We start from the raw sequence: 24,850 nt of genomic DNA on the forward strand, positions 1-24,850 counted from the left end.
AACACCCGGTCTTGCGCCGTTCTGGGCTGTATCCGGGCGAAATCTCGTCGATTTTGTGGGGCGCAGCGGGGCTGCGACCCTAGTCGCGGGGGCGGTCGGCGAAGGGCCGGTTGGCGACCACGGGCATCCTCCCGGTGTAGCCATGGCGCGCGATCGCGATCTCGAGGATGCGGCCGCGGCACGCGTACCAGCCGACGATGAGCGCCGGAATGATGAGCACGAGTGAGCCGATCGTGAGCGTGCCGACCGGCCAATCGAATGCCATCAGCACGAGCACACCCACCAGGAAGACCAGGGTGAGATAGCTCGTGACCGGGGCGCCGGGCATGCGGAACGCGGGGCGCTCCAGGACGCCCTTCTTCGCCCAGGCCTGCAGGCGCATCTGGCACAGCACGATCATGCCCCACGACGCCACGATGCCGAGCGCGGCAACGTTAAGCACGATCTCGAAGGCCTGCTCCGGCACGAAAGCATTGAGTGCTACGCCGAGGAGAGTGACGACGCCGGTGAGCAGGATGCCGCCGAACGGCACGCCTCGCGTGCTGATCTTGGCGGCGAAGCGCGGCGCCGAACCGGCGAGCGACATCGACCTGAGTATGCGTCCGGTGGAATACAGACCGGCATTGAGTGACGAGAGCGCCGCCGTGAGCACGACGAGGTTCATGATCACGTCGACACCGTCAACTCCGATCGTGCCGAAAAACGTCACGAACGGGCTTTCGCCGGCCTTGTATGCCGTGTAAGGCAACAACAGGGAGAGCAGCAGGACCGACCCCACGTAGAACACCGCGATGCGGATGATCACGGTGTTGATCGCCTTCGGCATGATCTTCTCGGGGTTCTTGGTCTCGCCGGCGGTCGTGCCCACGAGCTCTATCGAGGCATATGCGAACACGACGCCCTGCACCACGAGAACGGATGCGATCAGCCCGTTGGGCAGCCAGCCTCCGTTCTCGTTGATGAGCGCCAAACCAGATGACGCCCCCTCGAGCGGCGTGCCGAAGAGCACCATGCCGGTGCCCACGATCAGGAACGCCACGATCGCCAGCACCTTGATCAGGGCGAACCAGAACTCGAGCTCGCCGAACACCTTGACCGACAACAGGTTGAGCGCGAGCACCACGACGAGGGCAAGGAAGGCGAAGATCCACTGCGGGGTGGTGCCGAACGGGGCCCAGTAGGTCGAGAAGAAGTTCATGTAGAGCGCCACGGCCGTCACGTCGACGATCGCGGTCATAGCCCAGTTGAGCCAGTACAGCCAGCCGGTCACGAAGGCTGCCTTCTCGCCGAAGAATTCGCGGGCGTACGACACGAACGATCCCGACGAGGGCCGGTGCAGCACGAGTTCGCCGAGCGCGCGAAGAATCAGGAACGCGAACAGGCCGCACACCGCGTAGACGATCACAAGGGCGGGACCCGCGCTTGCCAGCCGGCCGCCGGCGCCGAGGAAGAGGCCCGTGCCGATGGCACCGCCGATGGCGATCATCTGCACGTGCCTGGCCTTGAGTCCCTTGTGCAGGGCCTCGTCCTCGTGCACGCTCAGGGCGTCTTCGATGTGCTCGAGCGGCGTCTCGTGCGGGTGATTCGGGTGCTCATCCGGGTGCTGTGACCCGTGGGTTGTGCTCGTCATTGGGCCACGTCCGATCGTTTTGTTGCCTCGAACACACTACCCCCGCGGCGGAGCGGCCCTCACCGGGGTCGTGAGCGTAACCGGAGGGTGGCCCCCAAACGGCTGATAGACTAGACCCTTAATCCCCGACCTGACGAGCCTGGAGGCCGCATGGCGACTTTCCTGCTCGCATTTCTGGCCCTGTCGATTCTCACCCCGATTCTCACCCGCTGGCTCGGCACCCGAGTCTTCTACGTGATCGCACTGCTGCCCGCCGGCGCCTTCGCCTACACGCTCACGCAGACCGCCACTGTGACAGCGGGCGGCGCCGTCACCCAGAACATCCCGTGGATCCCGACCCTCGGCATCAGCTTCTCCTTCAGGGTCGACTCCCTCGCCTGGCTGCTCGCGCTCGTGGTCACCGGCATCGGCGCCCTCGTGTTGATCTATTGCGCTCGTTATTTCTCCCCTGATGAGCCCGGTCTCGGTCGGTTCGCCGCCCTGCTCCTCGCCTTCGCCGGAACCATGTACGGCCTCGTCACCGCCGACGACGTGATCGTGATGTTCATGTTCTGGGAGATCACGAGCGTGCTCTCCTATCTGCTGATCGGTCACTACACCGGCAAGCGGGAGAGCCGCGGTGCCGCGCTGCAGGCGCTGCTCGTGACCACCTTCGGCGGCCTGATCATGCTCGTGGGCGTGATCATGATCTCGGTCGGCGCCGGCACGACCTCCCTCGCCGTGATCGTGGCCCAACCCGTGACGGGCGCTCTCGGCACCTGGGCGATCCTGCTCATCCTGGTGGGCGCGCTCTCCAAATCAGCCCTCGTGCCGTTCCATTTCTGGCTGCCGGCGGCGATGGCAGCCCCCACCCCGGTGAGCGCGTACCTGCACGCCGCAGCCATGGTGAAGGCCGGCATCTATATCGTGGCCCGCCTCGCTCCCGGATACGCCGAAAGCGACGGCTGGCTGCCGGTGCTCGTGACGCTCGGCGTGTGGACCATGCTCGTGGGTGCCTGGCGATCCCTGCGGCAGTACGACCTCAAGCTTCTCCTCGCCTACGGCACCGTGAGCCAGCTCGGCTTCCTGATGATCGCGGTCGGCTTCAACACCCGCGACACCGCGTTGGCCGGTGCGGCGCTGCTGCTTGCCCACGCGCTCTACAAGGCCACGCTGTTCCTTGTGGTGGGCGTCATCGACCATCGTGCCGGTACCCGTGACTGGCGCGGACTCTCCGGGCTGGGTCGCAGCAGCCCCGGCCTGGCGGTCATCGCACTGATCGCCGTCGCATCCATGGCCGGAATTCCGCCGCTGTTCGGCTTCGTGGCCAAGGAGGCCGTGTTCACCTCGCTCATCGACGCGGGCGTGAGCGGCAACGCCTGGGGGTGGATCGCGCTCGTGGGTACGGCCGTCGGGTCCGTGCTTACCGTGGCATACAGCATTCGCTTCTTCTGGGGAGCGTTCGGCACCCGCCCGAAGCTCGCACCGACGGTGCTGCACCCGAGCCCGTGGGACAGCCTGCTCGCCCCCGCCGTTCTCACGGTCGCGACAGTGGGCCTCGGCCTCTTCTCCTCTGCTGTTGACCCGTTCCTCACGCCGTATGCCGACACGGTGCCCGGGGCCGGCAGCGCGAGCGACCCGTACCACCTCGCCCTGTGGCACGGCCTCGAGCCTGCCCTCTTCCTCAGCGCCATCGTGATTGCTCTGGGCGCCGTGCTGTTCCGCTGGCGCAAGCGGGTGGCCAGCCTGCAGGCCACCGTGCCGCCGTGGATCGACGCCGGACTCGGCTACGGCCTCACGGTGCGCGCCATCGACCGCCTCGCCGCGCGTACGACACACCTCGGCCAGCGCGGGGGACTGCCGCAGTACCTCGGCACCATCCTGACCGTCTTCGTGCTCGCCCTCGGGTTCGCCGCGGCCGTGAACCGCAGCTGGCCGAGCGAGATCGTGCTGTGGGATTACCCAGGCCAGGTGCTCATCGCGCTCATCATGGGGATCGCGGCCGTGATGGCCGCACGGGTGGGACAGCGGATGACCGCGGTGCTGCTCGCCGGTGTGACCGGCTTCGGCCTCGTGGCCCTGTTCGCCTTCCACGGCGCGCCCGACCTTGCGCTCACGCAGGCGCTCGTCGAAACGATCACCCTCGTCGTGTTCGTACTGGTGCTGCGGCGCCTGCCCACCCAGATCGCGCAGCACAACCGGCCGAAGAACCGCAAGCGCCGGGCGACCATCGGCATTCTGGTGGGACTCGTCATGGGCACCATCGGCGTGATCGCCCTCGGCGCGCGCCAGGACCCGAGCATCGCTGGCGAACTGCCGAGGCTGGCCGTCGAAGAGGGCCACGGCAACAACATCGTCAACGTGATGCTCGTCGACATCCGCGCCTGGGACACGATGGGCGAGATCGCGGTGCTCATCGTGGTGGCGACAGGTGTCGCAAGCCTGCTCTTCGTCTCCGGCCGCAACGCCTAGGTGCCGCGCCTGAAGGACTCGCGCAAGCTGCGGCTCGGCCGCAACCGCCGCCGTGTGATTGCGGAGCCGGAGCTGTCGAGTGAGGGACACGCTGTCACGCGCCAGGCGTTCCTGCTCGCCGGCCGCAAGATTCCCGCCCAGCACCGGTCGATCCTAATCGAGGTGCTCGTGCGGCTGCTCTTCCACCCCGCCATCATCGTGTCCCTCTACCTGTTGTTCGCCGGCCACAATGAGCCCGGCGGCGGCTTCGCCGGCGGGCTGATCGCCGGACTGGCCCTCGTGATGCGCTACCTGGCCGGCGGGCGCTACGAACTTGGCGAGGCCGCACCGATCGACCCGGGCAAGATTTTGGGGCTCGGCATCATCCTGGCCGTGGGCATGAGCGTCGTCTCGCTGTTCTTCGGCGGGCTGCCGCTTGAATCCGCCTACGTCACTGCCGAGGTTCCCGTGCTCGGTTCGCTCTCGTTCGGCACCAGCACCATCTTCGACATCGGGGTCTACCTCGTCGTGATCGGGCTGATTTACGACATTCTGCGCAGCCTCGGCAGTGAGATCGACCGACAGAGTGAGGCCGACGAAATCGGGCCGCAGCCGCTCGCGACCGAGCCGGCCGAGGCATCCGTTTCGGGCTCGCCCGTCGTGGCCGCCGACGCCCACGCAGCGGATGCCGCCGCCACCAACACCTCAGAGGAGACCCGATGAGCGCCTCCCTGACCCTCGTGGTGCTGATGGCTGTCATGTACGCCTCCGGCGTGTACGTGATGCTCGAGCGCAGCCTCACCCGGGTGCTGATCGGCTTCCTGCTCGTGGGCAACGCGACCAACCTGCTGATCTTCATCATGAGTGGACGCCCGGGCAGCTCGCCGATTGTCACCGGCACGAGCCTCGACGAGTCGATGGCCGACCCGGTTCCCCAGGTGCTCATGCTCACCGCCATCGTGATCAACTTCGGCATCACCGCGCTGATCCTCGCGCTCATCTACCGCTCCTGGTGGCTCGCGCGCCTCGGCGACGAGGGCGACAATGTGGGCGACGAGCACGCGGAGGAGAACGCCGACGAGACAGAGGCTGCCCTGCGGTCGTCGACGGACGACGATGACGCTGTGCAGGACTCGCTCGACGAACTCGAGCGCGGCACCGACGACTCCGACGCCCCGGTTCCCTCCGAATCGTCCACGTCGACCGGGGAGGACGCCCGATGAACGTACTCGTGCCCCTGCTCGTGGCCATCCCGCTGATCGCCGCGGCGACAGCCCTCGTGCTCGGAAAACGGCGACGTCCGCAAATCCTCGTGAGCGTGGTTGCCCTCCTGGCGGTGACAGTGATCAGCGCCATCCTGCTCGTTCTCGTCGACCGCGACGGCCCCGCCGTCGTGTATGTGGGCGGTTGGGAACCGCCGTGGGGGATTGTGCTTGTGGTGGACAGGCTGTCGGCGATCATGGTGCTCGTATCGGCGCTCATGCTGCTCGGCGTGTTGCTCTTCGCCGTGGGTCAGGGGCTGCTCGACGGGCACGCGGAAACACCGGTGTCGATTTTCCACCCCACCTATCTTGTGCTGTCCGCCGGGCTGTTCAACGCCTTCATCGCGGGCGACCTGTTCAACATGTATGTCGGGTTCGAGATGCTGCTCTCGGCCAGTTACGTGCTGCTCACGCTCGGGGGGACGGGAGCGCGCATCCGGGTCGGCATCACGTACATCATCGTGAGTCTCGTGTCGTCCCTGCTGTTCCTGAGCGCGATCGCCCTCATCTACGGCGCAACCGGCACTGTCACGCTTGCTCTCATCGCCGAACGGCTGCCCAATCTGCCGGGCGACGTGCAGCTCATTCTCGGGTTGCTGCTCCTGCTGGCATTCAGCGTGAAGGCGGCGGTCTTCCCGCTGTCGTTCTGGCTGCCCGACTCCTACCCCACCGCGCCGGCACCCGTGACGGCGGTGTTCGCCGGCCTGCTCACCAAGGTGGGTGTCTACGCCATCCTGCGCACCCAGACGCTGTTCTACCCGGACCACGAGTTCTCGGTGGCGCTCATGGTGGTGGCGGGGCTCACCATGGTCGTGGGAATTCTCGGTGCCCTCGCGCAGGCCGACATCAAACGGCTGCTTTCGTTCACTCTGGTGAGCCATATCGGCTACATGCTCTTCGGGATCGCGATCGGCACGCCCCTCGCGATCGCCGCCACCATCTTCTATGTCGTGCACCACATCACCGTGCAGACCACGCTGTTCCTGTGTGCGGGACTGATCGAGCGGGTCGGCGGAACCACCTCGCTCTCCAGACTCGGCGGTCTGCTCAAGGCTGCGCCGGTCGTCGCGGTGCTGTTCTTCCTCGGCGCGCTCAACCTCGGCGGTATCCCGCCGTTCTCGGGCTTCCTCGGCAAGGTCGCGCTGTTCCAGTCCGGCATCGCCGACCCCGACCCGCTGATCTGGGTGCTGGTCGCGGCCGGTGCCGCCACGTCGCTGCTCACCCTGTACGCGCTTGCACGCACCTGGAACATGGCCTTCTGGCGGCCCCGCAAAGACGTGCGCGACTACAACTCGGCCACGCTCGCGGCACTGCAGGAGGATCCGGAAGACGAGGGCACCGTGCTCACCAAGACGGTGTCGCCCCTTATGGTGGGCACCACCACGGCCATGCTGCTGCTGACACTGAGCCTCACGGTGTTCGCGGGCCCCATCTTCGCCTTTACGGAGCGGGCCGCCGCGAATATCGTGGAACCGTCGACGTACATCGACGCCGTCTTCCCGAACGGAACACCATGACCACCGGTAAAGAGCGCCTGGTGAGCGTCGCCAACCAGGTGCCGCCCGCGCTCGCGCTCGTGCTGCTCTGGATGCTGCTCTGGGGCGAATTCACCTGGCTCAACTTCGTCAGCGGCCTTGGCTTTGCGATTCTGGTCTCGGTGGTGTTCTACCTGCCGCCCGTGCAGCTGAGTAACCGAGTGAATCCGTGGTTCGTGCTGGTTTTCCTTGTGCGCCTGATCGTCGATATCGTGCGGGCGTCGATCGACGTGGCCGGTCTCGCTCTCTCGCCGCGACTGGTCACGAGCAACGCGATCCTCGCCGTGCATCTGCGCACCCGCAGCGACCTGATCCTTACCTGGACCGCCGTGGCCACCTCGATCGTGCCGGGCTCGATCGTGGTCGACATCGACCGGGAGCACTCCACGCTCTACCTGCACGTGCTCAATATGCACAGTGCCGGCGGCATCGAGCGCTTCCGCCGCGAGGTGCTCGACACCGAACGCCGCATCATCAGGGCCGTTGGGTCCCGCGAGGACGTCGAGCGCCTGCGCGGGGTTGTTCCAGCGGATGCCCCGGCCGCGTCGACCCGACCAGACACCACACCCCAGGAGGAACGCGCATGATGTTGCAGGTGGTTGGCCTGATCGCCGGTGGGCTGTTCGCCCTGAGCGGGCTGTTCTCGGTGTACCGCATCGTGCGCGGGCCCTCAGTGCTCGACCGCGTGATCGCGTCTGACGTGCTTGTGGCGACGGTAATCTGCGCCCTCGGCGCGGAGATGGCCATCAACCGGCACACCGACAATCTCCCCGTGCTGCTCGTGCTCGCGCTGTTCGCGGTGCTCGGGTCGCTCTCGGTGGCCCGCTTCCTGCCGGCGAGGGACAGCGCATGAGCGACGTGCTGCACGACTCCCTCACCGCCGTTCTCGTGCTGGCCGGCGCCGTGATGTGTTTCGCGGCCGGGGTGGGCCTCATCCGCTTCCCCGACGTGTTCAGCCGCATTCACGCCGCAACGAAGCCGCAGATCTTCGGCCTGATGGCGATCGCAGCGGACGTCGCTGTGAACAACTTCACGGTGGGTACCGTCACCCTCATCGTGGCGATCGTGGTTTTCCAGGCACTCACAGCGCCCATGGCCGCGCACCTGGTGGCCCGCGCCGCGTACGGCACCCAGCACCTGCGGCCCGACCTGCTCATCGTCGACGAGCTCGCCGACCGCGGTCGGCCGGGAAGTCCCCGGAGCTCCGGCAGCCAGATCGCCTCCAGGGACTGATATGCTCTGTGTGTCGCAACTGGCGTAGCACGAAGATGGGTCACCATCGGGGAGCGACTGACACGGTTAGTGGCCGCACGCCTGGGCCGCACATCCAATGATTAAGGAGAACTCCGTGCCTGATTCCGTATCCTCTACCGTGCTGACGTCCACCTTCAATGAGCCCCTCGAGGTCGTTGACCCCGAGATCGCCGCCGTCCTCGAGCAGGAGCTCGGACGCCAGCGGGACTATCTCGAAATGATCGCGAGCGAGAACTTCGTGCCGCGGGCCGTGCTGCAGTCGCAGGGTTCAGTACTCACCAACAAGTACGCAGAGGGCTACCCGGGACGCCGCTACTACGGCGGCTGCGAGTACGTTGACGTGGCTGAGCAGCTCGCCATCGACCGTGCCAAGAGCCTGTTCGGTGCCGCGTACGCGAACGTCCAGCCGCACTCCGGCGCCACCGCGAACGCCGCGGTGCTCTCCGCCATCGCGACGCCCGGTGACACCATCCTCGGCCTCGAGCTGTCGCACGGCGGCCACCTCACCCACGGCATGAAGCTCAACTTCTCCGGCAAGCTCTATAACCCCGTCGCCTACGGCGTCGACAAGGAGACCTTCCGCGTCGACATGGATTCGGTGCGCGACGCGGCCATCGAACACCGGCCGAAGGTAATCATCGCCGGCTGGTCCGCCTACCCGCGCCACCTCGACTTCGAGGCGTTCCGCGCCATCGCCGACGAGGTCGGCGCCCTGCTCTGGGTCGATATGGCCCACTTCGCCGGACTCGTTGCCGCCGGCGTGCACCCCTCGCCGGTTCCCTTCGCCGACGTCGTGTCGACGACGGTGCACAAGACCCTCGCGGGCCCCCGGTCAGGCCTGATCCTGTCGCGCGACATGGCCCTGGCCAAGAAGCTCAACTCGAACGTGTTCCCCGGCCAGCAGGGCGGACCCCTGATGCACGTGATCGCGGCCAAGGCCACCGCATTCAAGCTCGCCGCCACCGAAGAGTTCAAGGAGCGCCAGGAGCGCACCCTGCGCGGCGCCAGCATCCTCGCGGCCCGCCTCACCGCCGACGACTCCAAGGCGCACGGCATCGACGTGCTCACCGGCGGAACCGACGTGCACCTCGTGCTCGCCGATCTGCGCCACTCGGAGATCAACGGCCAGCAGGCCGAAGACGCCCTGCACGAGGTGGGCATCACCGTGAACCGCAACTCGGTACCGTTCGACCCGCGTCCGCCCATGGTCACGAGCGGACTGCGCATCGGCACGCCGGCGCTCGCCACCCGCGGGTTCGGTGACGTGGAGTTCACCGAGGTCGCCGATGTCATCGCCGAGGCGCTCAAGCCCGGCGCCGACATTCAGGCCCTCCGCAGCCGTGTCGGCGCGCTCACGCAGGCTTTCCCGCTCTACTCCGGCCTGCAGCAGTAACCCCCTCATAACGGATGCCGCTGGCCGTCTCGGCCCGCGGCATCCGCCCCCTCGCACTCCCCGCCCGCCCCGCCCCTCCTCCCCTCCTGCACGGGGCCCGGGCCCGGAACGCGGGCGCAGGTTATAACATGGGCCCACGTTCCGGGCCCGGGCCCCGTGCGAGTGAAGTGAACGACAGCACCGAACGATCGACGACAGTAGGGAACCATGATGACGGCAATCACACTCGATGGGGTCACGACCGCCTCGGCCATCAAAGCCGAACTGGTCGACCGCGTGGCCATTCTGCGCTCGAACGGCGTCGTTCCGGGGCTCGCGACCCTGCTGGTGGGCAGCGACCCGGGCTCGCAGACCTACGTGGCCGGTAAGCACCGCGACTGCGCCGAGGTGGGCATCGAGTCGATTCGCATCGACCTGCCCGGATCGGCGACCTCAGCGGATGTGCGCGCCGCGATCAAGGACCTCAACTCGCGCCGCGACGTGACCGGCTACATCATCCAACTGCCGCTCCCGGTGGGGCACAACGAGAACGCCATGCTCGAGCTCATCGACCCATCAAAGGATGCCGACGGACTGCACCCGACGAACCTCGGGCGGCTGGTGCTCGGCATCGAAGGGGAGCTGCGCTCACCCCTGCCGTGCACCCCGGCCGGCATCGTGGAGCTGCTGCGTCGTTACGACGTGCCGATCGTGGGTCAGCGCGTCGTCGTCGTGGGCCGTGGGCTCACCGTGGGACGCCCGCTCGGGCTGCTCTTCACTCGCAAGGGTCTTGACGCCACCGTGACACTCACCCACTCCCGCACGGTAGACCTGGCGGGCGAGGTACGCCGCGCCGACATCGTCGTGGCAGCTGTGGGAGTGCCGCACCTGATCCAGGCCGATTGGATCAAGCCCGGCGCCGCCGTTCTCGACGTGGGCATCACTCGCGTTCACGACGAGGTCACCGGCAAGGGGCGCCTCACCGGAGACGTGCACCCCGACGTCGCATCCGTTGCCGGGCACCTGTCGCCGAACCCGCGTGGTGTCGGCCCGATGACCCGCGCCATGCTGCTCAGCAACGTGGTGAAGGCCGCCGAACAGTCCCTGCGCCTGTAGGGCCGTATCCGACCGGCGCCATTTCTGTGGCGAATTCAGGCAATCTTCCGCGCACCGCCGAATCCGCCCGCACGAATCCGGGGGGCGGAGTCCCACCGGGGCCGCGCAGCTCCTGAATTCGCCACCGGGGCGGCTGTCCTGCGGGGCTAAGCCAGCGCGGCGCGGTGCAGCTCGGTGTGCTCGAGGTAGTTTTCGGCGTTGTGGAGCAGGCCGGCGATCTCTTCGTCGCTGAGAGCCCGGCGCACCTTCGCCGGCACCCCTGCCACGAGGGATCCGGGCGGGATGATCGCTCCCTCGAGAACGACCGCGCCGCCGGCGATGAGTGAGCCGGCGCCGATGACGGCGCCGTTCATGACGGTGGCCGACATGCCCACGAGGCTGCCGTCTTCGATCGTGCAGCCGTGCAGAACGGCGCCGTGGCCGACCGACACGTTGCGGCCGACCGTCAGCGGAAAGCCGGTGTCGACGTGGCACGACACGTTGTCCTGCAGGTTCGACCCTTCGCCGATCGTGATCGGTTCCTGTTCCGCGCGCAGCACCGAGTTGTACCAGACGCTCGCCCGGTCGGCGAGGGTGACGTTGCCCACCAGCACGGCGCCGGGCGCCACAAAGGCGGTATCGGCGACGCTCGGGGCAGGGGCGTCGGGCAGGGAGATGATTCGTGCGGCGGGATCGGCAGTCATAGCCGTCAGCCTATCGGCGTCGGTCTAGGCTCGAGAAATGGTGAATCTGACACATCCCGCCGTTGACCGCGTGCGTGAAGCGCTCCAGCTGCACGGTCTCGACCCCGAGATCCGCTGGTTCGATGACGCCGCGACGACGGCGGTGGCGGCAGCTGCGGCGCTCGGCATTCCGGTGGGCGCGATCGCCAATTCGCTCGTGTTCACGTTCACGGCGCCCGGCCAGGAACCCCAGCCGCTGCTCGTGCTGACGTCTGGGGCGCACCGCGTAGACCAGGCCTGGCTCGGCACACGGCTCGGCGGTCTTGTGGGCCGGGCTTCCAAGGAGCTCGTGAAGGAGGCGACCGGGCAGGTGATCGGCGGGGTCGCTCCGCTCGGGCATCCGCTGCCCCTGCGCACTGTCGTCGATGAGGCGCTCGCGGAGTTTCCCGTCGTGTGGGCGGCGGCCGGCCACGCACACACGGTGTTTCCCACCAGCTACCGCGAACTGCTGCGCATCACCGGCGGCGAGCCGGGCGCGGTCAGCGCGCCCACGCCGGGTGTGTGATCCTAAGAGCAGCCGGGTTACAGCCCGCATAACTGAAACAGCAACCGTAAGAGGACAATTCATGCGCGCTCGACAGGCCCTCCCCGCTCTTGCAGCGGTCGCCGCTTTGCTTCTCACCGGTTGCGTCGACAACTCGCCCGCCTCGACCGGCGACGCCACGAGCGGTTCGGCCGCCAATGCCCCCGAAGCGGATGCCGCGGCCGTGGCGCTGCTGCCGGCATCCGTTGCCGACTCAGGCGCCCTCGTGCTCGGAACGAGCCCGAACTACCCGCCGAACGAGTTTAAGAACGAGGCCGGCGACCCGATCGGCTGGACCATCGAACTCGGCAACGCCGTGGCCGCCAAGCTCGGGCTCACTGCGGAATTCACCGTGGCCCGCTTCGAGACCATCATCCCCGGTATCCAGGGCGGCACGATCGACGTGGGTGCCTCGTCGTTCACCGACAATCCGGAGCGGGAACTGCAGGTCGACTTCGTGAACTACTACGAAGCGGGTATCCAGTGGGCATCGCTGACCGGCAACGACATCGATCCCGACAACGCCTGCGGCCTGAAGATCGCCGTGCAGTCCACGACGTACCAGGACACCGTCGAGATCCCGGCCAAGAGCGAGGCCTGCGTTGCAGCCGGAAAGCCTGCCATCGAGAAGTTCCCGCTCGACACCCAGGATGCCGCGGCGAACGCCGTGGTGCTCGGCCAGGCCGACGCGTTCAGCGCCGACTCGCCCGTGACCCTGTACGCGATCGAGAAGCTCGACGGCAAGCTGCAGCCCGCGGGGGAGAGCTTCGAGGTGGCGCCGTACGGGTTCGCCGTTGAGAAGGATTCCGGTATGGCAGCGGCCCTGCAGGCGGCCCTGCAGTCGATGGTCGACGACGGCAGCTATGCGGAGATTCTCGACGGCTGGGGTGTCGCGGCCGGCGGCATCGACACGATCACCATCAACGCGGCGGCAAACGGCTAACGGTCGCGTCCGTGCGTGCGTCGGGGTGCTCCCGTCTCGCGTAATGCAGGCAAAACCGGCTCGTGCGCCCGGGATGCCGGCGGCGCGAGCCGGTTTCGGGCGCCCGACCCGTCGAGCCACGCTAGCCGGCTGCGGGAAGCGAGTCGGACTCGTCCCGGTGGCCCTGGGCGCCATCGCCGGCGCGCACCACGAACATGTCCGGCGCGGCATACTCGGCCAGACGAAATGCCTCGGCCACTGCGGTTCGCACAACCGGAAGCAGCACCCGCGGCGTGAGCGCGATGGCCGCGCCGCCGAAGCCGCCGCCCGTCATGCGTGCTCCGATGGCCCCGGCACGGCGAGCCGTCTCCACCGCAAGGTCGAGCTGCGGCACCGAGATTTCGAAGTCGTCGCGCATCGACACGTGCGAGGCGTCGAGCAGCGGCCCGATCTGAGCGGGACCCCGTTCGCGCAGGGTGCGTACGGTGTCGAGCACGCGCTGGTTCTCGGTGACGATGTGGCGCACGCGCCGAAACGTTTCGTCGTCGAGCAGCTCGGCCGCGCGGCCCAGGTCGGCTTCGGCGACGTCGCGCAGGGACTCGACGCCGAGGGCCGCGGCGCCGGCCTCGCAGGACGCCCGGCGGTCCGCGTAGCCTCCCGTGGCGTGCGAGTGACTCACCCGGGTGTCGATGATGAGCAGATCGAGGTCGGCGGCCTCAAAGCCCAACGGGATCACCTCGGCGTCGAGGGTGCGGCAATCAAGGAACACCGCGGCATCCGTTCGGCCCAGCAGGGATGCTGACTGGTCCATGATGCCGGTCGGCGCACCCACCGCCCGGTTTTCGGCGAGCTGGCCGACCCTGGCGAGGGTGGGTCGGTCGAGGCCCAGGCCCCAGACGTCGTTGAGCGCAAGCGCGACGGCGCTTTCGATGGCAGCGGATGACGAGAGCCCGGCACCGATCGGCACCTCGGAATCGATGTACACCTCGAAACCGCTCACCACGGCGAGGTCGGCGCCGAAGCTGCCGAGGGCCCACGCCACGCCCAGCGGGTACGCGGACCAGCCGTGCAGGTTCTCGGGGATGAGTTCATCGAGGGAGAGTTCGATGGCCTCGTCGGCGAAGGAGCTCGCCACGCGGACGAGCCGGTCGGTGCGTGGGGCGAGCGCCACGACGGTGCGGCGGTCGATCGCGAACGGAAAGACGAAGCCGTCGTTGTAATCGGTGTGCTCGCCGATGAGGTTGACGCGGCCGGGTGCCGACCAGAGGCCGAGCGGTGCGCGGTTGAACCGGCTGGCGAAGCCCTCGCGGGTGGAGCGTTCGAGATCGGTCATGCGCTGGCCTCGCTGCTCTGGTCTGTGTCTCGTGCCGCTGCGCTCTCAACGGCCTGACGGATCGTGGCGGCGGCCTGTTCGGGCGCCACATCGCCGATCCAGGCGCCCATCGCGGCCTCGGAGCCGGCCAGGAACTTGAGTTTGTCTTCCGCACGGCGCGGGCTCGTCACCTGAAGCATCAAGCGGATGTCCGAGCGGTGCGTGTTCACGGGGGCCTGATGCCACGCGGCGATGTACGGCGTGGGAGTCGAGTAGATCGCGTCGATCCCGCGCAGCAGACGGCGGTAGAGCACGGCGAGCTCGTCGCGTTCGGCCAGCGTGGTGGCGGCGAAGTCGGGCAGCTGGCGGTTCGGCAGCATATGCACCTCGATGGGCCAGCGCGCCGCGAATGGCACGAAGGCTGTCCAGTATTCGCCGCTCAGGATGACGCGCTCCGATGCCTGCTCACGTGCCAGGATGTCGGCGAACAGGGCCGGTCCATAGCTCTCGAGCGACTCGATCACGCGTTGGGTGCGCGGGGTGACGTAGGGGTAACTGTAGATCTGTCCGTGCGGATGGTGCAGGGTCACGCCGATCGCTTCGCCGCGGTTCTCGAACGGAAAGACCTGCTCGATGCCGGGCAGCTGCGAGAGCACGTGGGTGCGTTCTGCCCAGGCCTCGATCACCGTGCGGGCGCGGGTGACGGAGAGGCTCGCGAAGGATCCCTCGGTTTCGGGGCTGAAGCAGACCACTTCGCAGCGCCCCACCGAGGTGCGACTGCGGCCCAGCCCGATGGCTGCGAGGTCGTCGAGACCGGCGGGAGCGTCGGCATCCGTTAGGAGAGGGCCGAACGAGGGCGACTTGTTCTCGAAGACGGCCACGTCGTAGTTGCTCGGAATTTCCGAGGGGTTGTCGGGGGTCGCGGGCGCGAGGGGGTCGAGGTGCGCCGGCGGCAGGAATACCCGGTTCTGCCGGTTGGCGGCGACGGAGATCCACTCTCCGGTGAGCGGGTCCTGGCGCATGCGGGCTGTCAGCGGGCGCGGCTGCGCCGCTCGGGTGTCGAGTGAGCGCTCGGGCGGGAGGCTCGTGCCGGGGTCGTCGAAGTACACCAGGTCACGGCCGTCGGAGAGCGAATGCCGGTGGCGCGCGATGCGCTCGTCGGCGAGAAAAGGCGCAGTGGCGTCGGAAGCGGCGGCAACTGAGGCGGCGAGGTCTGAGTGTGTCATGGCGCTCTCACCATAATCTATTTGCTTAAGCGAAACTAGTGCTTTCGTATTGAAAAGAATTTACAAGTGAGTGAAGATGGGGACATGCCTGGAGAGATGACCGAGCCGACCCCTGCCTACCTGCGTCGCGAGCAGATTCTGAGCCTGCTCGGCGAACGCGGGTTCGTGCGCGTGAGCGAGCTGCGCGCGGCCTTCAGGGTGTCAGGGGTGACGGCGCGTGCCGACCTGGATTCCCTCGTGGGGATCGGCCTCGCCCGCAGGGTGCACGGCGGCGCCGTGCCGGCCCACCCCGCGGGGGCCGGGGCCGAGGGTCGACCGGAACGCGAGTTTTCCTTCGAGGAGGCGCTCGCGGCATCCGTCGTGCCGAAGCAGCAGATCGGCGAACTCGCAGCGTCGCTGGTACGCAGCGGGCAGAGCGTGATCCTCGACGTGGGCACGACCACGCTCGCCGTGGCCCGTGCCCTGCGAGAGCGAACCGACCTGCGCGATGTCGTGGTGATCACGAACGGCCTGAGCATCGCACTCGAGCTCGAGCCGGCCATTCCCCGGTTCACCGTGATCGTCACGGGAGGGTCCCTTCGACCGCTGCAGCACTCGCTCGTGGAGCCGCTCGCCGCCACGGTGCTGAGCCAGGTGCACGCCGACGTGGTGTTCATCGGCTGCAACGGGGTAGACGTGGAACACGGCGTCACGAACATCAACCTGCCGGAAGCCGGCGTGAAGACCCTCATGCTTGCGGCAGCCGCTCGTGCTGTGGTTGTGGCCGACGGGTCGAAGCTCGGCCAGGTGCACCTCGGGCGGGTGGGTGCCCTCGGTGCCTTCGACACCCTGGTCACGGATTCCAGCGCCGATCCGGCCGCGCTCGCCGCGCTGGCCGAGACCGGGCTCACAGTGCTCCAACCGGCGGATGCCGCAATAGGCTAGGCGCATGCGCGCAGCAACGGGAACCCAACACGAGCTCACGGCTCTCACGCCGAGCGGGCCTGCCACAGCTATCATCACGGAGGTCGCAGCGGGAATCCGCTCATATACCCTCGGGGACATAGACCTTGTGGAGCCCTTTCCCGCCGAGGCGCAGCCCCCGATGGGCGCCGGCATCGTGCTGGTTCCCTGGCCCAACCGCATTCGCGACGGTGTGTGGACGCAGAACGGCGTACGTCGTCAGCTCGCACTCACCGAACCGGTGCGCTCCAACGCCATCCACGGTCTGCTGCGCTTCGCCCCATACCGCCTGGTGTCGCGCACCGCGGCGTCGGTGACACTCGGCGCCCCTGTCTTTCCACAGTCCGGCTACCCCTTTCAGCTCGACACCGAGGTGACCTACGAGCTCGTCGACGACGGCCTCTCGGTGACGCACACCCTGCACAACGTGGGGCACACGGATGCCCCGGTGGCCGTGGGCTCGCACCCGTATCTGAAGATCGGCGACGTGCCCACCGGCGACCTCGTGTTGCGGGTGGCCGCCGACACGCATATTGACGTGGACGAGCGCCTGAACCCGGTGGGGGAGTCGCCCGTTGACGGCACAGCTTTCGACCTCCGCCAGGGCGTGCGCGTCGACGAGCTGACCCTCGACGACGGATTCGGCGGCGTGCGGGTAGGGGACGGCCGGGGAGAGCACTCGCTCACAGCACCTGACGGGCGCTCACTGACACTCTGGGGAGACGAGAACATGCGATTCGCGCAGGTTTTCACACCGCGCATCTTCCCCACCCGCACGCACGACGGCGCGCCGGTCGCCGGCCTGGCGGTCGCGATCGAGCCGATGACCGCGCCGGCCGACGCCTTCAATTCCGGGGCGGGCCTGCGGTGGCTCGCGCCGGACGAATCCTGGGTCGTGCGCTGGGGCATCCGTCATGCCGGGTTCACGGCCTGAGCCGGTCGATGACCACCGCAGCAACCATGCAGGCGGCGCTGTCGCCGCAGGACGCGGCCCGTCAGCTGGCGCTCACCCGTATGAAACGTCTCGCGGCAGGCCTCCTCGTACTGATGGCCGTCATCTTCACGGTGTCCTTCGCCCTGCAAGACAGGTACCCGTGGCTCGGCTATGTGCGTGCGGCCGCGGAGGGCGGCATGGTCGGCGCAATCGCCGACTGGTTCGCCGTCACGGCGCTGTTCAGGTACCCGCTCGGGCTCCGGATCCCGCACACCAACATCATCGCCACTCGCAAGAATGAGATCGGGGCGAGCCTTGGTGAGTTCGTCGAGGCCAATTTCCTCGCCGAGTCGGTCGTGCGGGGCAAACTCGAATCAGTGGGCATCTCCCGTCGCCTCGGCGGCTGGTTGTCGTCCTCGAGCAACGCGGAGCGTCTCACCGGGGAACTCGCGACGGCGGGCCGGAGCGTGCTGGAGCTGCTCAACGACGACGCCATCAAGAACCTGATCGAGTCCGTGGCCAGGGAGCATCTCGTGCGGCCCGAGTGGGGGCCGAGCCTCGGGCGGGTGGGGGAGCGGCTCGTGACCTCTGGCCAGCAGCACGCGGGCGTCGACCTGTTGCTCGAGAGAGCGGATGCGTGGCTGCGCGCGCACCCTGAGGCCTTCGGCCGCGCCGTATCGGCGCGGCTGCCCAGCTGGCTGCCGGGGTTCGTGGACAAGCTCGTCGACGACAGGGCCTACCGAGAGGTGATCGCGTTCGTGGAGGGCGTGCGCGCCCAGCCGCAGCATCCGGTGCGGGAGGCGATCGACAGGTATCTCGTCGAGCTGACGAACGACCTGCAGCATGACCCTGTCATGATCTTGCGGGTCGAAAGCCTCAAGGAGGGGCTGCTCAACAGCCCGAGGCTGCGGGAATTCGCCGGGGAGACCTGGGAATCGGTGAAGGCGTCCCTGCTCGAGGCGCTGGGTGACCCGCAGAGTGCCGTGTGCACAGGCATCCGTGGCACCCTCGTCGACGTGGGCACGCGGCTCGCCCGCGACGACGCGCTCGGGGCCCGCATCGACCGCTGGCTCGTGGATTCGGTCACCGCGCTCGTGCAGAACTACGGGCACGAGATCGCCGGGGTGATCACCGAGACCGTCGAGCGCTGGGATTCGGCGGAGACCAGCGCGAAGATCGAACTACAGGTGGGCCGTGACCTGCAGTTCATCCGCATCAACGGCACTATCGTCGGCTCGCTCGCGGGCCTTACCATCTACGCCGTGGCCAACGCCGTGGCCGGCCTCTTTGCCTAGCCGCCGCGTCGCTCCGGCCCCTGCTTGAGGGCCAGTCGCCGCGGGGAATGCCGCTATTCCTGATAGGTTCGGGAATACCTGATTGATACCACGTGGCCGGATGGCGCGCGTCTGTCGGTCCAATCGCACTACCGGACAGAGCTGTCCACGGTGGCTCGCTGCCCACGGACGCTCCAGAAAGAGGGGGAGAACTTCGTGGGTTCCTTGATTCTCATGCTCATCGGCCTTGCCGTCATGGCGGCCGGGTACCTGGTCTATTCCAAGTACCTGTCACGCAAAGTTTTCAAGCTCAACGACGCCTTCGTGACTCCGGCGCACGAGCTGAACGACGGCGTGGACTACGTGCCCACGAACAAGTTCATCCTGTGGGGCCACCACTTCACCTCCGTCGCCGGCGCCGCCCCCATCGTCGGGCCGGCGATCGCGGTGATCTGGGGCTGGCTTCCCGCCCTGCTGTGGGTGACCCTCGGCACCGTCTTCTTCGCCGGCATGCACGACCTCGGCACCCTGTGGGCGTCAAGCCGTAACAAGGGCCGCTCCATCGGCTCCCTGTCCGGCCGGTACATCGGAAAACGCGGGGCCAACCTCTTTCTGGTCGTGATCTTCCTGGTGCTGCTCATGGTGATCGCGGCCTTTGCCGTGGTCATCAAGAACCTCCTCATCAGCACCCCCGGCGCTGTCATCCCCGTGTGGGGCGCGATCATCGTCGCCCTGCTGGTGGGTGTGGCCGTGTACCGGCTGCGCTGGCACCTGCTGCCCGTCACGGTCGTCGGCGTTATCGCTCTTTACGCGCTCATCCTGGTGGGTGACTCGATGCCGGTGGTACTGCCCGAATCGACGCTCGGTATGTCACCGGCCACGTTCTGGATTGTCGCCCTGTTCGCCTACGGGGCCATCGCGTCCCTGCTGCCGGTGTGGGTGCTGCTGCAGCCGCGCGACTACATCAACGGTGTTCAGCTGTTCGTGGGCCTCATCCTGCTGTTCGGATCGGTGCTGCTCGGTGCGTTGTTCTCCGCAACCCCGCCGAACATCGTCGCCCCGGCCATCAACATGAACGTTCCAGAGGGCACGCCGGGCATGATCCCGCTGCTTTTCGTGACCATCGCGTGCGGCGCGATCTCGGGCTTCCATGGCATGGTGGCGTCTGGCACCACATCGAAGCAGCTCGACAAAGAAACGGATGCCCGTTTCGTCGGCTACTTCGGCGCAGTCGGGGAAGGACTGCTCTCCCTCGGAACGATCCTCGCCGTGATCGGCGGCTTCAAATCCGTCGCCGAGTGGAACGAAATCTACAGCTCGTTCGGGTCGGCCGGAGTGGACGCGTTTGTGCAGGGCGGCGCGACGCTGATGCAGAACGGTATCGGCCTGCCGGCCTCGCTGAGCGCCACCCTGTTGGCGACCATGGCGGTGCTCTTCGCCGCCACCACTATGGACACCGGAATGCGTCTGCTGCGTTTCGTGGTGCAGGAGGCCGGGGAGGTGTTCAAGCTCAAGATCGGCAAGGTCTCGGCGACACTCATCGTGGTGGTGCTCGGCCTGGGCCTCACGTTCTCGCAGGGCCTCGGCGGCGAGGGCGGGCTGCGCATCTGGCCGCTGTTCGGCACCACAAACCAGTTGTTGGCGTCGTTGAGCCTGTCGATCATCGTGGTCATTCTCATGCGCAAGGGCCGCAACCCCATCGCGGCCCTGATCCCGCTGGTGATCATTTTCACCATGGCCCTGTGGGCGGCCATTGTGCAACTGGGCAGTTTCGCCAACCCCACCGACCCGGACTGGATGCTCTTCACCCTCGACGTGATCATCATCGTGGCCAGCGTGTGGGTGGCGGTCGAAGCCGTGCTTGCCATGCGACGAGCCAGGAATACGCCTCCCGAACTCGAAGATGCCGACGTTGAGTTCGCCGGCAGCACGGTGTCGTCGAGCTAGATGACAGCCCTACCCACCGACCGGCGCCGGGAGAAGGCTGCGCGGCGCTGGTCGTCGTTCTGGGCGGGCATGCAGGAGTTCTATGTGGGTCCGTACCGCCAGATGTTCAAGCGTGAGCAGCAGTCCGAGGAGGACCTGTTCATGGTCGCGGTTCTGGGTGAGGCCCTGGGCGTGCCGGACCCGGCCGCCTATTACACCGCAGAGCTGATGCCGGCCCTCTGGGAAGACTTCCACGCCTGGCACCGCCGCATCGGCATTCCCCGCTCACCATTGGACCACATCGGATGCTGTTGACTCTGGCCGGCGAACGACGCGTGCTCTTCGTCGGGGGCAAAGGCGGAGTGGGCAAGACCTCCGTCGCATCCGCTCTGGCGCTGGCCCGTGCCCGAGACGGCGGGCGAGTGCTGCTCGTCTCCACGGATCCGGCGCACAACCTCGGCCACATCTGGGACACGACCCTGTCGGATGCTGCGGCCAGGGTGTTCACCGCATCCGATGGTTACGTGGATGCGGTGGAGATCGACCCACAGGCCAACATAGAACGTCACTTCACGGCGGTCAGCGCCACGATGATGAAGCTTCTGCCCGAACGGTTGCACCGATCGGCGCAGGCTCACCTCGACCTGGCGAAGACCGCCCCGGGCAGCCACGAATCCGCCGTGCTCGAACGCATCGCAGAACTCCTGGCCGTCGGTATCGACTCCTACGACCTCGTGGTGTTCGACACGGCGCCGTCGGGGCACACGCTGCACCTGCTCAGCCTGCCGCGGAAGCTGGCCGGGTGGACAGAATCGCTGCTCGCCAGCCGCTCCCGCTCCGACCGCTTCGCGGCGGCCGTCCGCGGGCTTGTGGGCGGTGAAGACCCGGAGGCTGCGGGCGACGCGCAGCTGCGGCGCACCCTGATCGCTCGCCGTGACCGTTTCGCGCGCATGAACACGACGATCACCGACCGTGCCGTCACGGGCTTCGTGATCGTGACCATCGCCGAACGGATGCCCGTCGCCGAGTCCCTCGGCATCGTGCGGCAGTTGCATGGCCTGGGCGTCGACGTCGCGGCGCTGGTGGTCAACCGGCGTTCCCCGGCTGACGCCGGCGCCTTCCTCGCCGAACGCCGACAGCACGAACAGGCCTGCCTGCAGGAGCTGCAGGGGAACCTCCCTGCGGTGCCGCTGATCGAACTGCCGCTGCTGGTTCGAGACCTGATCGGAGAGGAAGCGCTGAGAGAACTCGCAGCGCTCGTCAGTGCGGTCGAAAACCCCTCCTCAGGCGGCCCGGTCAGGGGCGGGCGTGCACCGGTGCGTCACGGGAGGCCTCCGCGATCCGCTTGATCGCCGCGAGGGTTTTCGGGATGCCGTCGAGGGCCTGCTGGGTGCGGTCGGTGATCTGCGCGTGGGCGTCCTCGCCGAACTTCTCCTCGAACATGGCGATCCCGTCCGGCAGAAACTCCCAAGACTCGGTGAGCTTCGTGCCGGTCTCCGCGGCGACGAAGCTGAAGCCCCAGCGCACGAAGCTCCCGCCCACCACCCAGGCGAACTCGCGACCGTGCTCTGCTGTCACAACCTCAGACCGGGTCTCCCAGGTGCGGTCTGGGAGCACGTTGTGCCCGGTGAACCAGGCGCCGACCCGACCGGCCTGGGCGTAGTCGTCCCACCAGCATGACGTACAGACCGGGCTCCACTCGCCGGTGCGGGAAATGTCGGAGAGAAGGTCGTAGAGAGACGAGGCCGACGCCTCGACGATGACGGACTCCTGGTGCTTGAGGCTGCGTGTCTCGGTCATGCGGTTGCCCTCACAGACGAAGTCACGTGTTCCGCGGGCGGCTGTCGCCGGCTGCCGCCGTGCCAGTCTTCCTTCTGTCCGACCGTGTCCGCGTCGATTCCGAACGCGGCCAGCTGGGGCTGCTCGCGCATGCTGCGCTTGAGCTCGGCGAAACCCGGGAAGCGTGCCAGCCCGACTACGTGGTCCCACAACTCGACTGCAGAATCTTCGTGTGGCAGCCGACTGATCACCGGCCCAAAGAAGGCCACGCCGGTGGGCGGCTGGAAGTGGATGATGGGCGTGCCCACGTCCTTTCCCGTCAGGGAGAGCGCTTCGTTCGTCTCCCGATGTATCTCGCTGTCCCAGGAGTCGTCGTCGAGAGCGTCCGCCAGTTCGATTGGCAGGCCCGCCGCGGCGAGGATCGGCTCTGCGAACTCACGAGTCCCGCGCCGCTCACGCATTTCGCCCTCGGTCCTCTGCTGAGCCGGGTCCGGGGCGGTGTCGAAGATGTGGGTCCCCAAGGCGGCGTACAGCGACGACATGGCCTCGCGGCCGTGCTCGGCTCGCGCCCGGGCTGCTACTCGCAGGAGGCGGAGTCCGGCGGTGTGGCCCGCTTCGTACTCGGGAGGGAAATGCGCGTCGTAATCCACGTGGGCGTTGATCAGACGCAACGAGATGAACCGCCAGTCAACGGTGTAGTCGCGCTGCGCCTGCACCTGCCGCACCCACTTGCTGGTCATCCAGGCGAAGGGGCACACCGGGTCGAAGTAGAAGTTGAGGTCAGCGTCCATACGCCCACCCTAGCTAAGGTGCCTGGCCATCTGCCCAAATTAGTCGCAAAAACCAGATTTGACCAGCACTTCTAAGACACCACCCAGAGTCAACAGAAAACTCTTGCTAGAGGTCCACCTCCGCGAGGGCCTTCATGCGCGCAATCGCCTCGTTGCGCATGTCGATCTTGCGGATCTTCCCCGACACAGTGAGCGGAAAACTCTCGCGCACATCGGTGAACCGGGGAATCTTGAAGTGCGCCAGGCGGCCGTGGCAGAACTCGGCGAGGTCCGCGGCTGTCACCGGGTCGACGCCCGGCTTCAGGATGATGCAGGCCATCAGCTCCTCGCCGTATTTCTCGTCGGGCACCCCGATTACCTGCACGTCGTGGATGGACGGGTGCCGGTAGAGAAACTCCTCAATCTCGCGCGGGTAGATGTTCTCGCCGCCGCGAATGACCATGTCCTTGATGCGTCCTTCCACGGTGATGTAGCCGTCGGCGTCCATGCTCGCGAGATCGCCCGTGTGAATCCAGGACTCGTCATCGATGGCCTCCCTGGTCTTCTCCGGCTCGTTCCAATAGCCGGAGATCACGCTGTATCCACGCGTGCACAGCTCGCCGATCTCGCCTCGTGGCGCGGTCTCGCCGGTACCCGGGTCCACGATCTTGTTCTCGAGGTGGGGCATGGTGCGGCCCACGGTTGAGGTGCGCAGGGCGATGGTGTCGTCGCTCCGCGTCATCGTCGACACCGGCGAGGTCTCCGTCATGCCGTAGCAAATCGCCACGTCGACCATGTTCATCTCGTCGATCACTCGCTGCATCACCGCCACTGGGCACGTCGACCCCGCCATCACACCTGTCCGCAGCGTCGACAGATCGAATTCTGCGAAGTCCGGCAGGGCGAGCTCGGCCATAAACATGGTGGGCACACCGTACAGCGAGGTTCCCCCGTGATCCTGCACGGCGTGCAGGGCAGCGGATGCTGTGAAGCCGCGTCCAGGAATAATGGCGGCGGCCCCGTGGGAGTAGATGTTCAGGTTGCCGATCACCATGCCGAAGCAGTGGTAGAACGGCACGGGCAGCACCACCCGGTCGAGTTCGGTGTAGCTGAGGAGCTCGCCGATGAAGAAGCCGTTGTTGAGGATGTTGCGGTGGGTGAGTGTCGCTCCCTTGGGGAACCCCGTCGTGCCCGAGGTGTACTGCAGATTGATGGGGTTCTGAGCGGTCAGCTCGTCCATCCGGTCGCGCAGGTCGAGCGGTGACACGTCGCGGCCGGCGTCGAGCACGTGCGGGTAGTCGAATTCGCCCGCGTGCGTGGGGTCGGCGTCGGTGCCGAGGAACACCAGCTCTCTCAGCTCCGAACAGCTCGCGAGGGCTTCCCTGGCCATGGCGGTGTACTCGCTGTTCTTGTCTGCGGGGGCCGAGATGAGCATCCGCATGCCGCACTGGCGAACCACATACTCCAACTCGACGGTGCGAAACGCCGGGTTCACGTTCACCAGGATGGCGCCGATCTTGGCCGTCGCGTACTGCACGATGGTCCACTCGGCGCAGTTCGGCGACCAGATGCCGATGCGGTCCCCGCGTTCGATACCGAGCGCGAGCAGGCCGAGGGCGAGGGAATCGACGGCGACGTTGAGCTCTCGATAAGTCCATTGTCGCCCCGTCGCCACCTCGATCAGGGCATCGCGGTCGGGGAACCTGGCAACGATGAGTTCAAAATGATCACCTATCGTGCATTCCAGCAGGGGCTGGTCCGACGGTGCGTCCGTGTACGAGAGCATGTGTGATCTCCTTTGATCGTTACCCGTGCACCGTACCAAGTCCGAGATGGTTTCAGTTAATCGATATTCACTCAATGTGCGTGGAGTGCCCCTGCCTGGCCGCGCGGCGAATGTCGTCAGGGTGGTGGCGGTAAC

The 24,850-nt window shown here is 67.1% G+C and carries 24 protein-coding genes and 1 riboswitch; of the genes, 17 read left to right on the top strand and 7 right to left on the bottom strand.

Annotated elements, in window-relative coordinates; all coding sequences use genetic code 11:
* Nucleotides 1-79: 79 nt before the first annotated feature.
* Complete coding sequence (locus BJ997_RS01035; RefSeq protein ID WP_084141332.1) at nucleotides 80-1,630, bottom strand: amino acid permease; 1,551 nt, start codon at nucleotides 1,628-1,630, stop codon at nucleotides 80-82.
* 150 nt (nucleotides 1,631-1,780) lie between these two features.
* On the opposite strand from BJ997_RS01035, the gene BJ997_RS01040 reads away from it, so the two are divergent.
* The 9 genes from BJ997_RS01040 to BJ997_RS01075 all read left to right on the top strand — a co-directional run bounded on the left by BJ997_RS01040 (nucleotide 1,781) and on the right by BJ997_RS01075 (nucleotide 10,599).
* On the top strand, nucleotides 1,781-4,081 hold the full coding sequence (locus BJ997_RS01040) for a Na+/H+ antiporter subunit A (protein ID WP_338042575.1): 2,301 nt from the start codon (nucleotides 1,781-1,783) through the stop codon (nucleotides 4,079-4,081).
* On the top strand, nucleotides 4,082-4,783 hold the full coding sequence (locus tag BJ997_RS21860; RefSeq protein ID WP_338042576.1) for an MnhB domain-containing protein: 702 nt from the start codon (nucleotides 4,082-4,084) through the stop codon (nucleotides 4,781-4,783).
* A complete protein-coding gene (locus tag BJ997_RS01045) occupies nucleotides 4,780-5,283 on the top strand; it encodes a sodium:proton antiporter (RefSeq protein WP_052542396.1) in 504 nt (167 codons plus the stop codon). The genes BJ997_RS21860 and BJ997_RS01045 overlap by 4 nt, the downstream gene beginning before the upstream one ends.
* Entirely contained in the window at nucleotides 5,280-6,839 is a 1,560-nt protein-coding gene (locus BJ997_RS01050; protein WP_035837477.1) for a Na+/H+ antiporter subunit D, read from the top strand. Before BJ997_RS01045 ends, BJ997_RS01050 begins: the two co-directional genes overlap by 4 nt.
* Nucleotides 6,836-7,444 carry a Na+/H+ antiporter subunit E gene (locus BJ997_RS01055; protein ID WP_035837479.1) on the top strand — a complete coding sequence of 203 codons (609 nt, stop codon included), beginning with the start codon at nucleotides 6,836-6,838 and terminating at the stop codon, nucleotides 7,442-7,444. The genes BJ997_RS01050 and BJ997_RS01055 overlap by 4 nt, the downstream gene beginning before the upstream one ends.
* Nucleotides 7,444-7,710, top strand: a complete 267-nt coding sequence (locus tag BJ997_RS01060; protein ID WP_035837482.1) for an MrpF/PhaF family protein — start codon at nucleotides 7,444-7,446, stop codon at nucleotides 7,708-7,710. The genes BJ997_RS01055 and BJ997_RS01060 overlap by 1 nt, the downstream gene beginning before the upstream one ends.
* Complete coding sequence (gene mnhG / locus BJ997_RS01065; protein ID WP_052542397.1) at nucleotides 7,707-8,090, top strand: monovalent cation/H(+) antiporter subunit G; 384 nt, start codon at nucleotides 7,707-7,709, stop codon at nucleotides 8,088-8,090. The genes BJ997_RS01060 and mnhG overlap by 4 nt, the downstream gene beginning before the upstream one ends.
* Nucleotides 8,091-8,095: 5 nt before the next feature.
* Nucleotides 8,096-8,184, top strand: a riboswitch (ZMP/ZTP riboswitch).
* Between the two features lie 21 nt (nucleotides 8,185-8,205).
* Nucleotides 8,206-9,504, top strand: a complete 1,299-nt coding sequence (glyA, locus tag BJ997_RS01070) for a serine hydroxymethyltransferase (RefSeq protein ID WP_276525036.1) — start codon at nucleotides 8,206-8,208, stop codon at nucleotides 9,502-9,504.
* A 210-nt stretch (nucleotides 9,505-9,714) separates the two neighbouring features.
* Complete coding sequence (locus tag BJ997_RS01075; RefSeq protein WP_035834975.1) at nucleotides 9,715-10,599, top strand: bifunctional methylenetetrahydrofolate dehydrogenase/methenyltetrahydrofolate cyclohydrolase; 885 nt, start codon at nucleotides 9,715-9,717, stop codon at nucleotides 10,597-10,599.
* 146 nt (nucleotides 10,600-10,745) lie between these two features.
* On the opposite strand, the gene BJ997_RS01080 is transcribed toward BJ997_RS01075, so the two are convergent.
* A complete protein-coding gene (locus BJ997_RS01080) occupies nucleotides 10,746-11,282 on the bottom strand; it encodes a gamma carbonic anhydrase family protein (protein ID WP_035834890.1) in 537 nt (178 codons plus the stop codon).
* Nucleotides 11,283-11,319: 37 nt separating this feature from the next.
* Between BJ997_RS01080 and BJ997_RS01085 the strand changes: the two genes are divergently transcribed.
* A complete protein-coding gene (locus tag BJ997_RS01085; RefSeq protein WP_035834892.1) occupies nucleotides 11,320-11,826 on the top strand; it encodes a YbaK/EbsC family protein in 507 nt (168 codons plus the stop codon).
* A gap of 61 nt (nucleotides 11,827-11,887) precedes the next feature.
* A complete protein-coding gene (locus BJ997_RS01090; RefSeq protein WP_035834896.1) occupies nucleotides 11,888-12,787 on the top strand; it encodes an ABC transporter substrate-binding protein in 900 nt (299 codons plus the stop codon).
* Nucleotides 12,788-12,908: 121 nt separating this feature from the next.
* Here BJ997_RS01090 and galK read toward each other — a convergent pair whose 3' ends face one another.
* Entirely contained in the window at nucleotides 12,909-14,099 is a 1,191-nt protein-coding gene (gene galK / locus BJ997_RS01095; RefSeq protein WP_035834897.1) for a galactokinase, read from the bottom strand.
* A complete protein-coding gene (gene galT / locus BJ997_RS01100; RefSeq protein ID WP_084141000.1) occupies nucleotides 14,096-15,304 on the bottom strand; it encodes a galactose-1-phosphate uridylyltransferase in 1,209 nt (402 codons plus the stop codon). The genes galK and galT overlap by 4 nt, the downstream gene beginning before the upstream one ends.
* A gap of 66 nt (nucleotides 15,305-15,370) precedes the next feature.
* Here galT and BJ997_RS01105 point away from each other — a divergent pair, with 66 nt between their 5' ends.
* From BJ997_RS01105 to BJ997_RS01130, 6 genes are all read left to right on the top strand, one after another.
* Entirely contained in the window at nucleotides 15,371-16,228 is an 858-nt protein-coding gene (locus BJ997_RS01105) for a DeoR/GlpR family DNA-binding transcription regulator (protein WP_236628724.1), read from the top strand.
* Nucleotides 16,229-16,232: 4 nt separating this feature from the next.
* Entirely contained in the window at nucleotides 16,233-17,180 is a 948-nt protein-coding gene (locus BJ997_RS01110; protein WP_035834899.1) for an aldose 1-epimerase family protein, read from the top strand.
* 8 nt (nucleotides 17,181-17,188) lie between these two features.
* On the top strand, nucleotides 17,189-18,475 hold the full coding sequence (locus tag BJ997_RS01115; RefSeq protein ID WP_052541891.1) for a DUF445 domain-containing protein: 1,287 nt from the start codon (nucleotides 17,189-17,191) through the stop codon (nucleotides 18,473-18,475).
* 195 nt (nucleotides 18,476-18,670) lie between these two features.
* Complete coding sequence (locus BJ997_RS01120; RefSeq protein WP_035834901.1) at nucleotides 18,671-20,401, top strand: carbon starvation CstA family protein; 1,731 nt, start codon at nucleotides 18,671-18,673, stop codon at nucleotides 20,399-20,401.
* Nucleotides 20,402-20,695 (top strand): cory-CC-star protein, encoded by a 294-nt coding sequence (locus BJ997_RS01125; protein WP_035834902.1) that lies wholly within the window; start codon nucleotides 20,402-20,404, stop codon nucleotides 20,693-20,695. It begins immediately after the preceding gene.
* Entirely contained in the window at nucleotides 20,686-21,729 is a 1,044-nt protein-coding gene (locus BJ997_RS01130; protein ID WP_084141001.1) for an ArsA family ATPase, read from the top strand. The genes BJ997_RS01125 and BJ997_RS01130 overlap by 10 nt, the downstream gene beginning before the upstream one ends.
* Here the strand turns inward: BJ997_RS01130 and BJ997_RS01135 are convergent.
* The 3 genes from BJ997_RS01135 to BJ997_RS01145 form a co-directional block, all read right to left on the bottom strand.
* Nucleotides 21,677-22,180 (bottom strand): SRPBCC family protein, encoded by a 504-nt coding sequence (locus BJ997_RS01135; protein ID WP_035834903.1) that lies wholly within the window; start codon nucleotides 22,178-22,180, stop codon nucleotides 21,677-21,679. The two genes, BJ997_RS01130 and BJ997_RS01135, sit on opposite strands and share 53 nt — an antisense overlap.
* A complete protein-coding gene (locus tag BJ997_RS01140) occupies nucleotides 22,177-22,950 on the bottom strand; it encodes a mycothiol-dependent nitroreductase Rv2466c family protein (RefSeq protein WP_052541892.1) in 774 nt (257 codons plus the stop codon). Before BJ997_RS01140 ends, BJ997_RS01135 begins: the two co-directional genes overlap by 4 nt.
* 106 nt (nucleotides 22,951-23,056) lie before the next feature.
* On the bottom strand, nucleotides 23,057-24,715 hold the full coding sequence (locus BJ997_RS01145) for an AMP-binding protein (RefSeq protein WP_035834904.1): 1,659 nt from the start codon (nucleotides 24,713-24,715) through the stop codon (nucleotides 23,057-23,059).
* Nucleotides 24,716-24,850 lie beyond the last annotated feature (135 nt).

Origin of the sequence: Cryobacterium roopkundense, assembly GCF_014200405.1 — a bacterium.
Taxonomy (GTDB): domain Bacteria; phylum Actinomycetota; class Actinomycetes; order Actinomycetales; family Microbacteriaceae; genus Cryobacterium; species Cryobacterium roopkundense.

Bases quoted from the DNA above. Each gene is read 5' to 3' on its own strand.
- BJ997_RS01035 (WP_084141332.1), bottom strand. From the start codon at position 1,630: ATGACGAGCACAACCCACGGGTCACAGCACCCGGATGAGCACCCGAAT.
- BJ997_RS01040 (WP_338042575.1), top strand. From the start codon at position 1,781: ATGGCGACTTTCCTGCTCGCATTTCTGGCCCTGTCGATTCTCACCCCG.
- BJ997_RS01045 (WP_052542396.1), top strand. From the start codon at position 4,780: ATGAGCGCCTCCCTGACCCTCGTGGTGCTGATGGCTGTCATGTACGCC.
- BJ997_RS01050 (WP_035837477.1), top strand. From the start codon at position 5,280: ATGAACGTACTCGTGCCCCTGCTCGTGGCCATCCCGCTGATCGCCGCG.
- BJ997_RS01055 (WP_035837479.1), top strand. From the start codon at position 6,836: ATGACCACCGGTAAAGAGCGCCTGGTGAGCGTCGCCAACCAGGTGCCG.
- BJ997_RS01060 (WP_035837482.1), top strand. From the start codon at position 7,444: ATGTTGCAGGTGGTTGGCCTGATCGCCGGTGGGCTGTTCGCCCTGAGC.
- mnhG (WP_052542397.1), top strand. From the start codon at position 7,707: ATGAGCGACGTGCTGCACGACTCCCTCACCGCCGTTCTCGTGCTGGCC.
- BJ997_RS01075 (WP_035834975.1), top strand. From the start codon at position 9,715: ATGACGGCAATCACACTCGATGGGGTCACGACCGCCTCGGCCATCAAA.
- BJ997_RS01080 (WP_035834890.1), bottom strand. From the start codon at position 11,282: ATGACTGCCGATCCCGCCGCACGAATCATCTCCCTGCCCGACGCCCCT.
- BJ997_RS01085 (WP_035834892.1), top strand. From the start codon at position 11,320: ATGGTGAATCTGACACATCCCGCCGTTGACCGCGTGCGTGAAGCGCTC.
- BJ997_RS01090 (WP_035834896.1), top strand. From the start codon at position 11,888: ATGCGCGCTCGACAGGCCCTCCCCGCTCTTGCAGCGGTCGCCGCTTTG.
- galK (WP_035834897.1), bottom strand. From the start codon at position 14,099: ATGACCGATCTCGAACGCTCCACCCGCGAGGGCTTCGCCAGCCGGTTC.
- galT (WP_084141000.1), bottom strand. From the start codon at position 15,304: ATGACACACTCAGACCTCGCCGCCTCAGTTGCCGCCGCTTCCGACGCC.
- BJ997_RS01110 (WP_035834899.1), top strand. From the start codon at position 16,233: ATGCGCGCAGCAACGGGAACCCAACACGAGCTCACGGCTCTCACGCCG.
- BJ997_RS01115 (WP_052541891.1), top strand. From the start codon at position 17,189: ATGACCACCGCAGCAACCATGCAGGCGGCGCTGTCGCCGCAGGACGCG.
- BJ997_RS01125 (WP_035834902.1), top strand. From the start codon at position 20,402: ATGACAGCCCTACCCACCGACCGGCGCCGGGAGAAGGCTGCGCGGCGC.
- BJ997_RS01130 (WP_084141001.1), top strand. From the start codon at position 20,686: ATGCTGTTGACTCTGGCCGGCGAACGACGCGTGCTCTTCGTCGGGGGC.
- BJ997_RS01135 (WP_035834903.1), bottom strand. From the start codon at position 22,180: ATGACCGAGACACGCAGCCTCAAGCACCAGGAGTCCGTCATCGTCGAG.
- BJ997_RS01140 (WP_052541892.1), bottom strand. From the start codon at position 22,950: ATGGACGCTGACCTCAACTTCTACTTCGACCCGGTGTGCCCCTTCGCC.
- BJ997_RS01145 (WP_035834904.1), bottom strand. From the start codon at position 24,715: ATGCTCTCGTACACGGACGCACCGTCGGACCAGCCCCTGCTGGAATGC.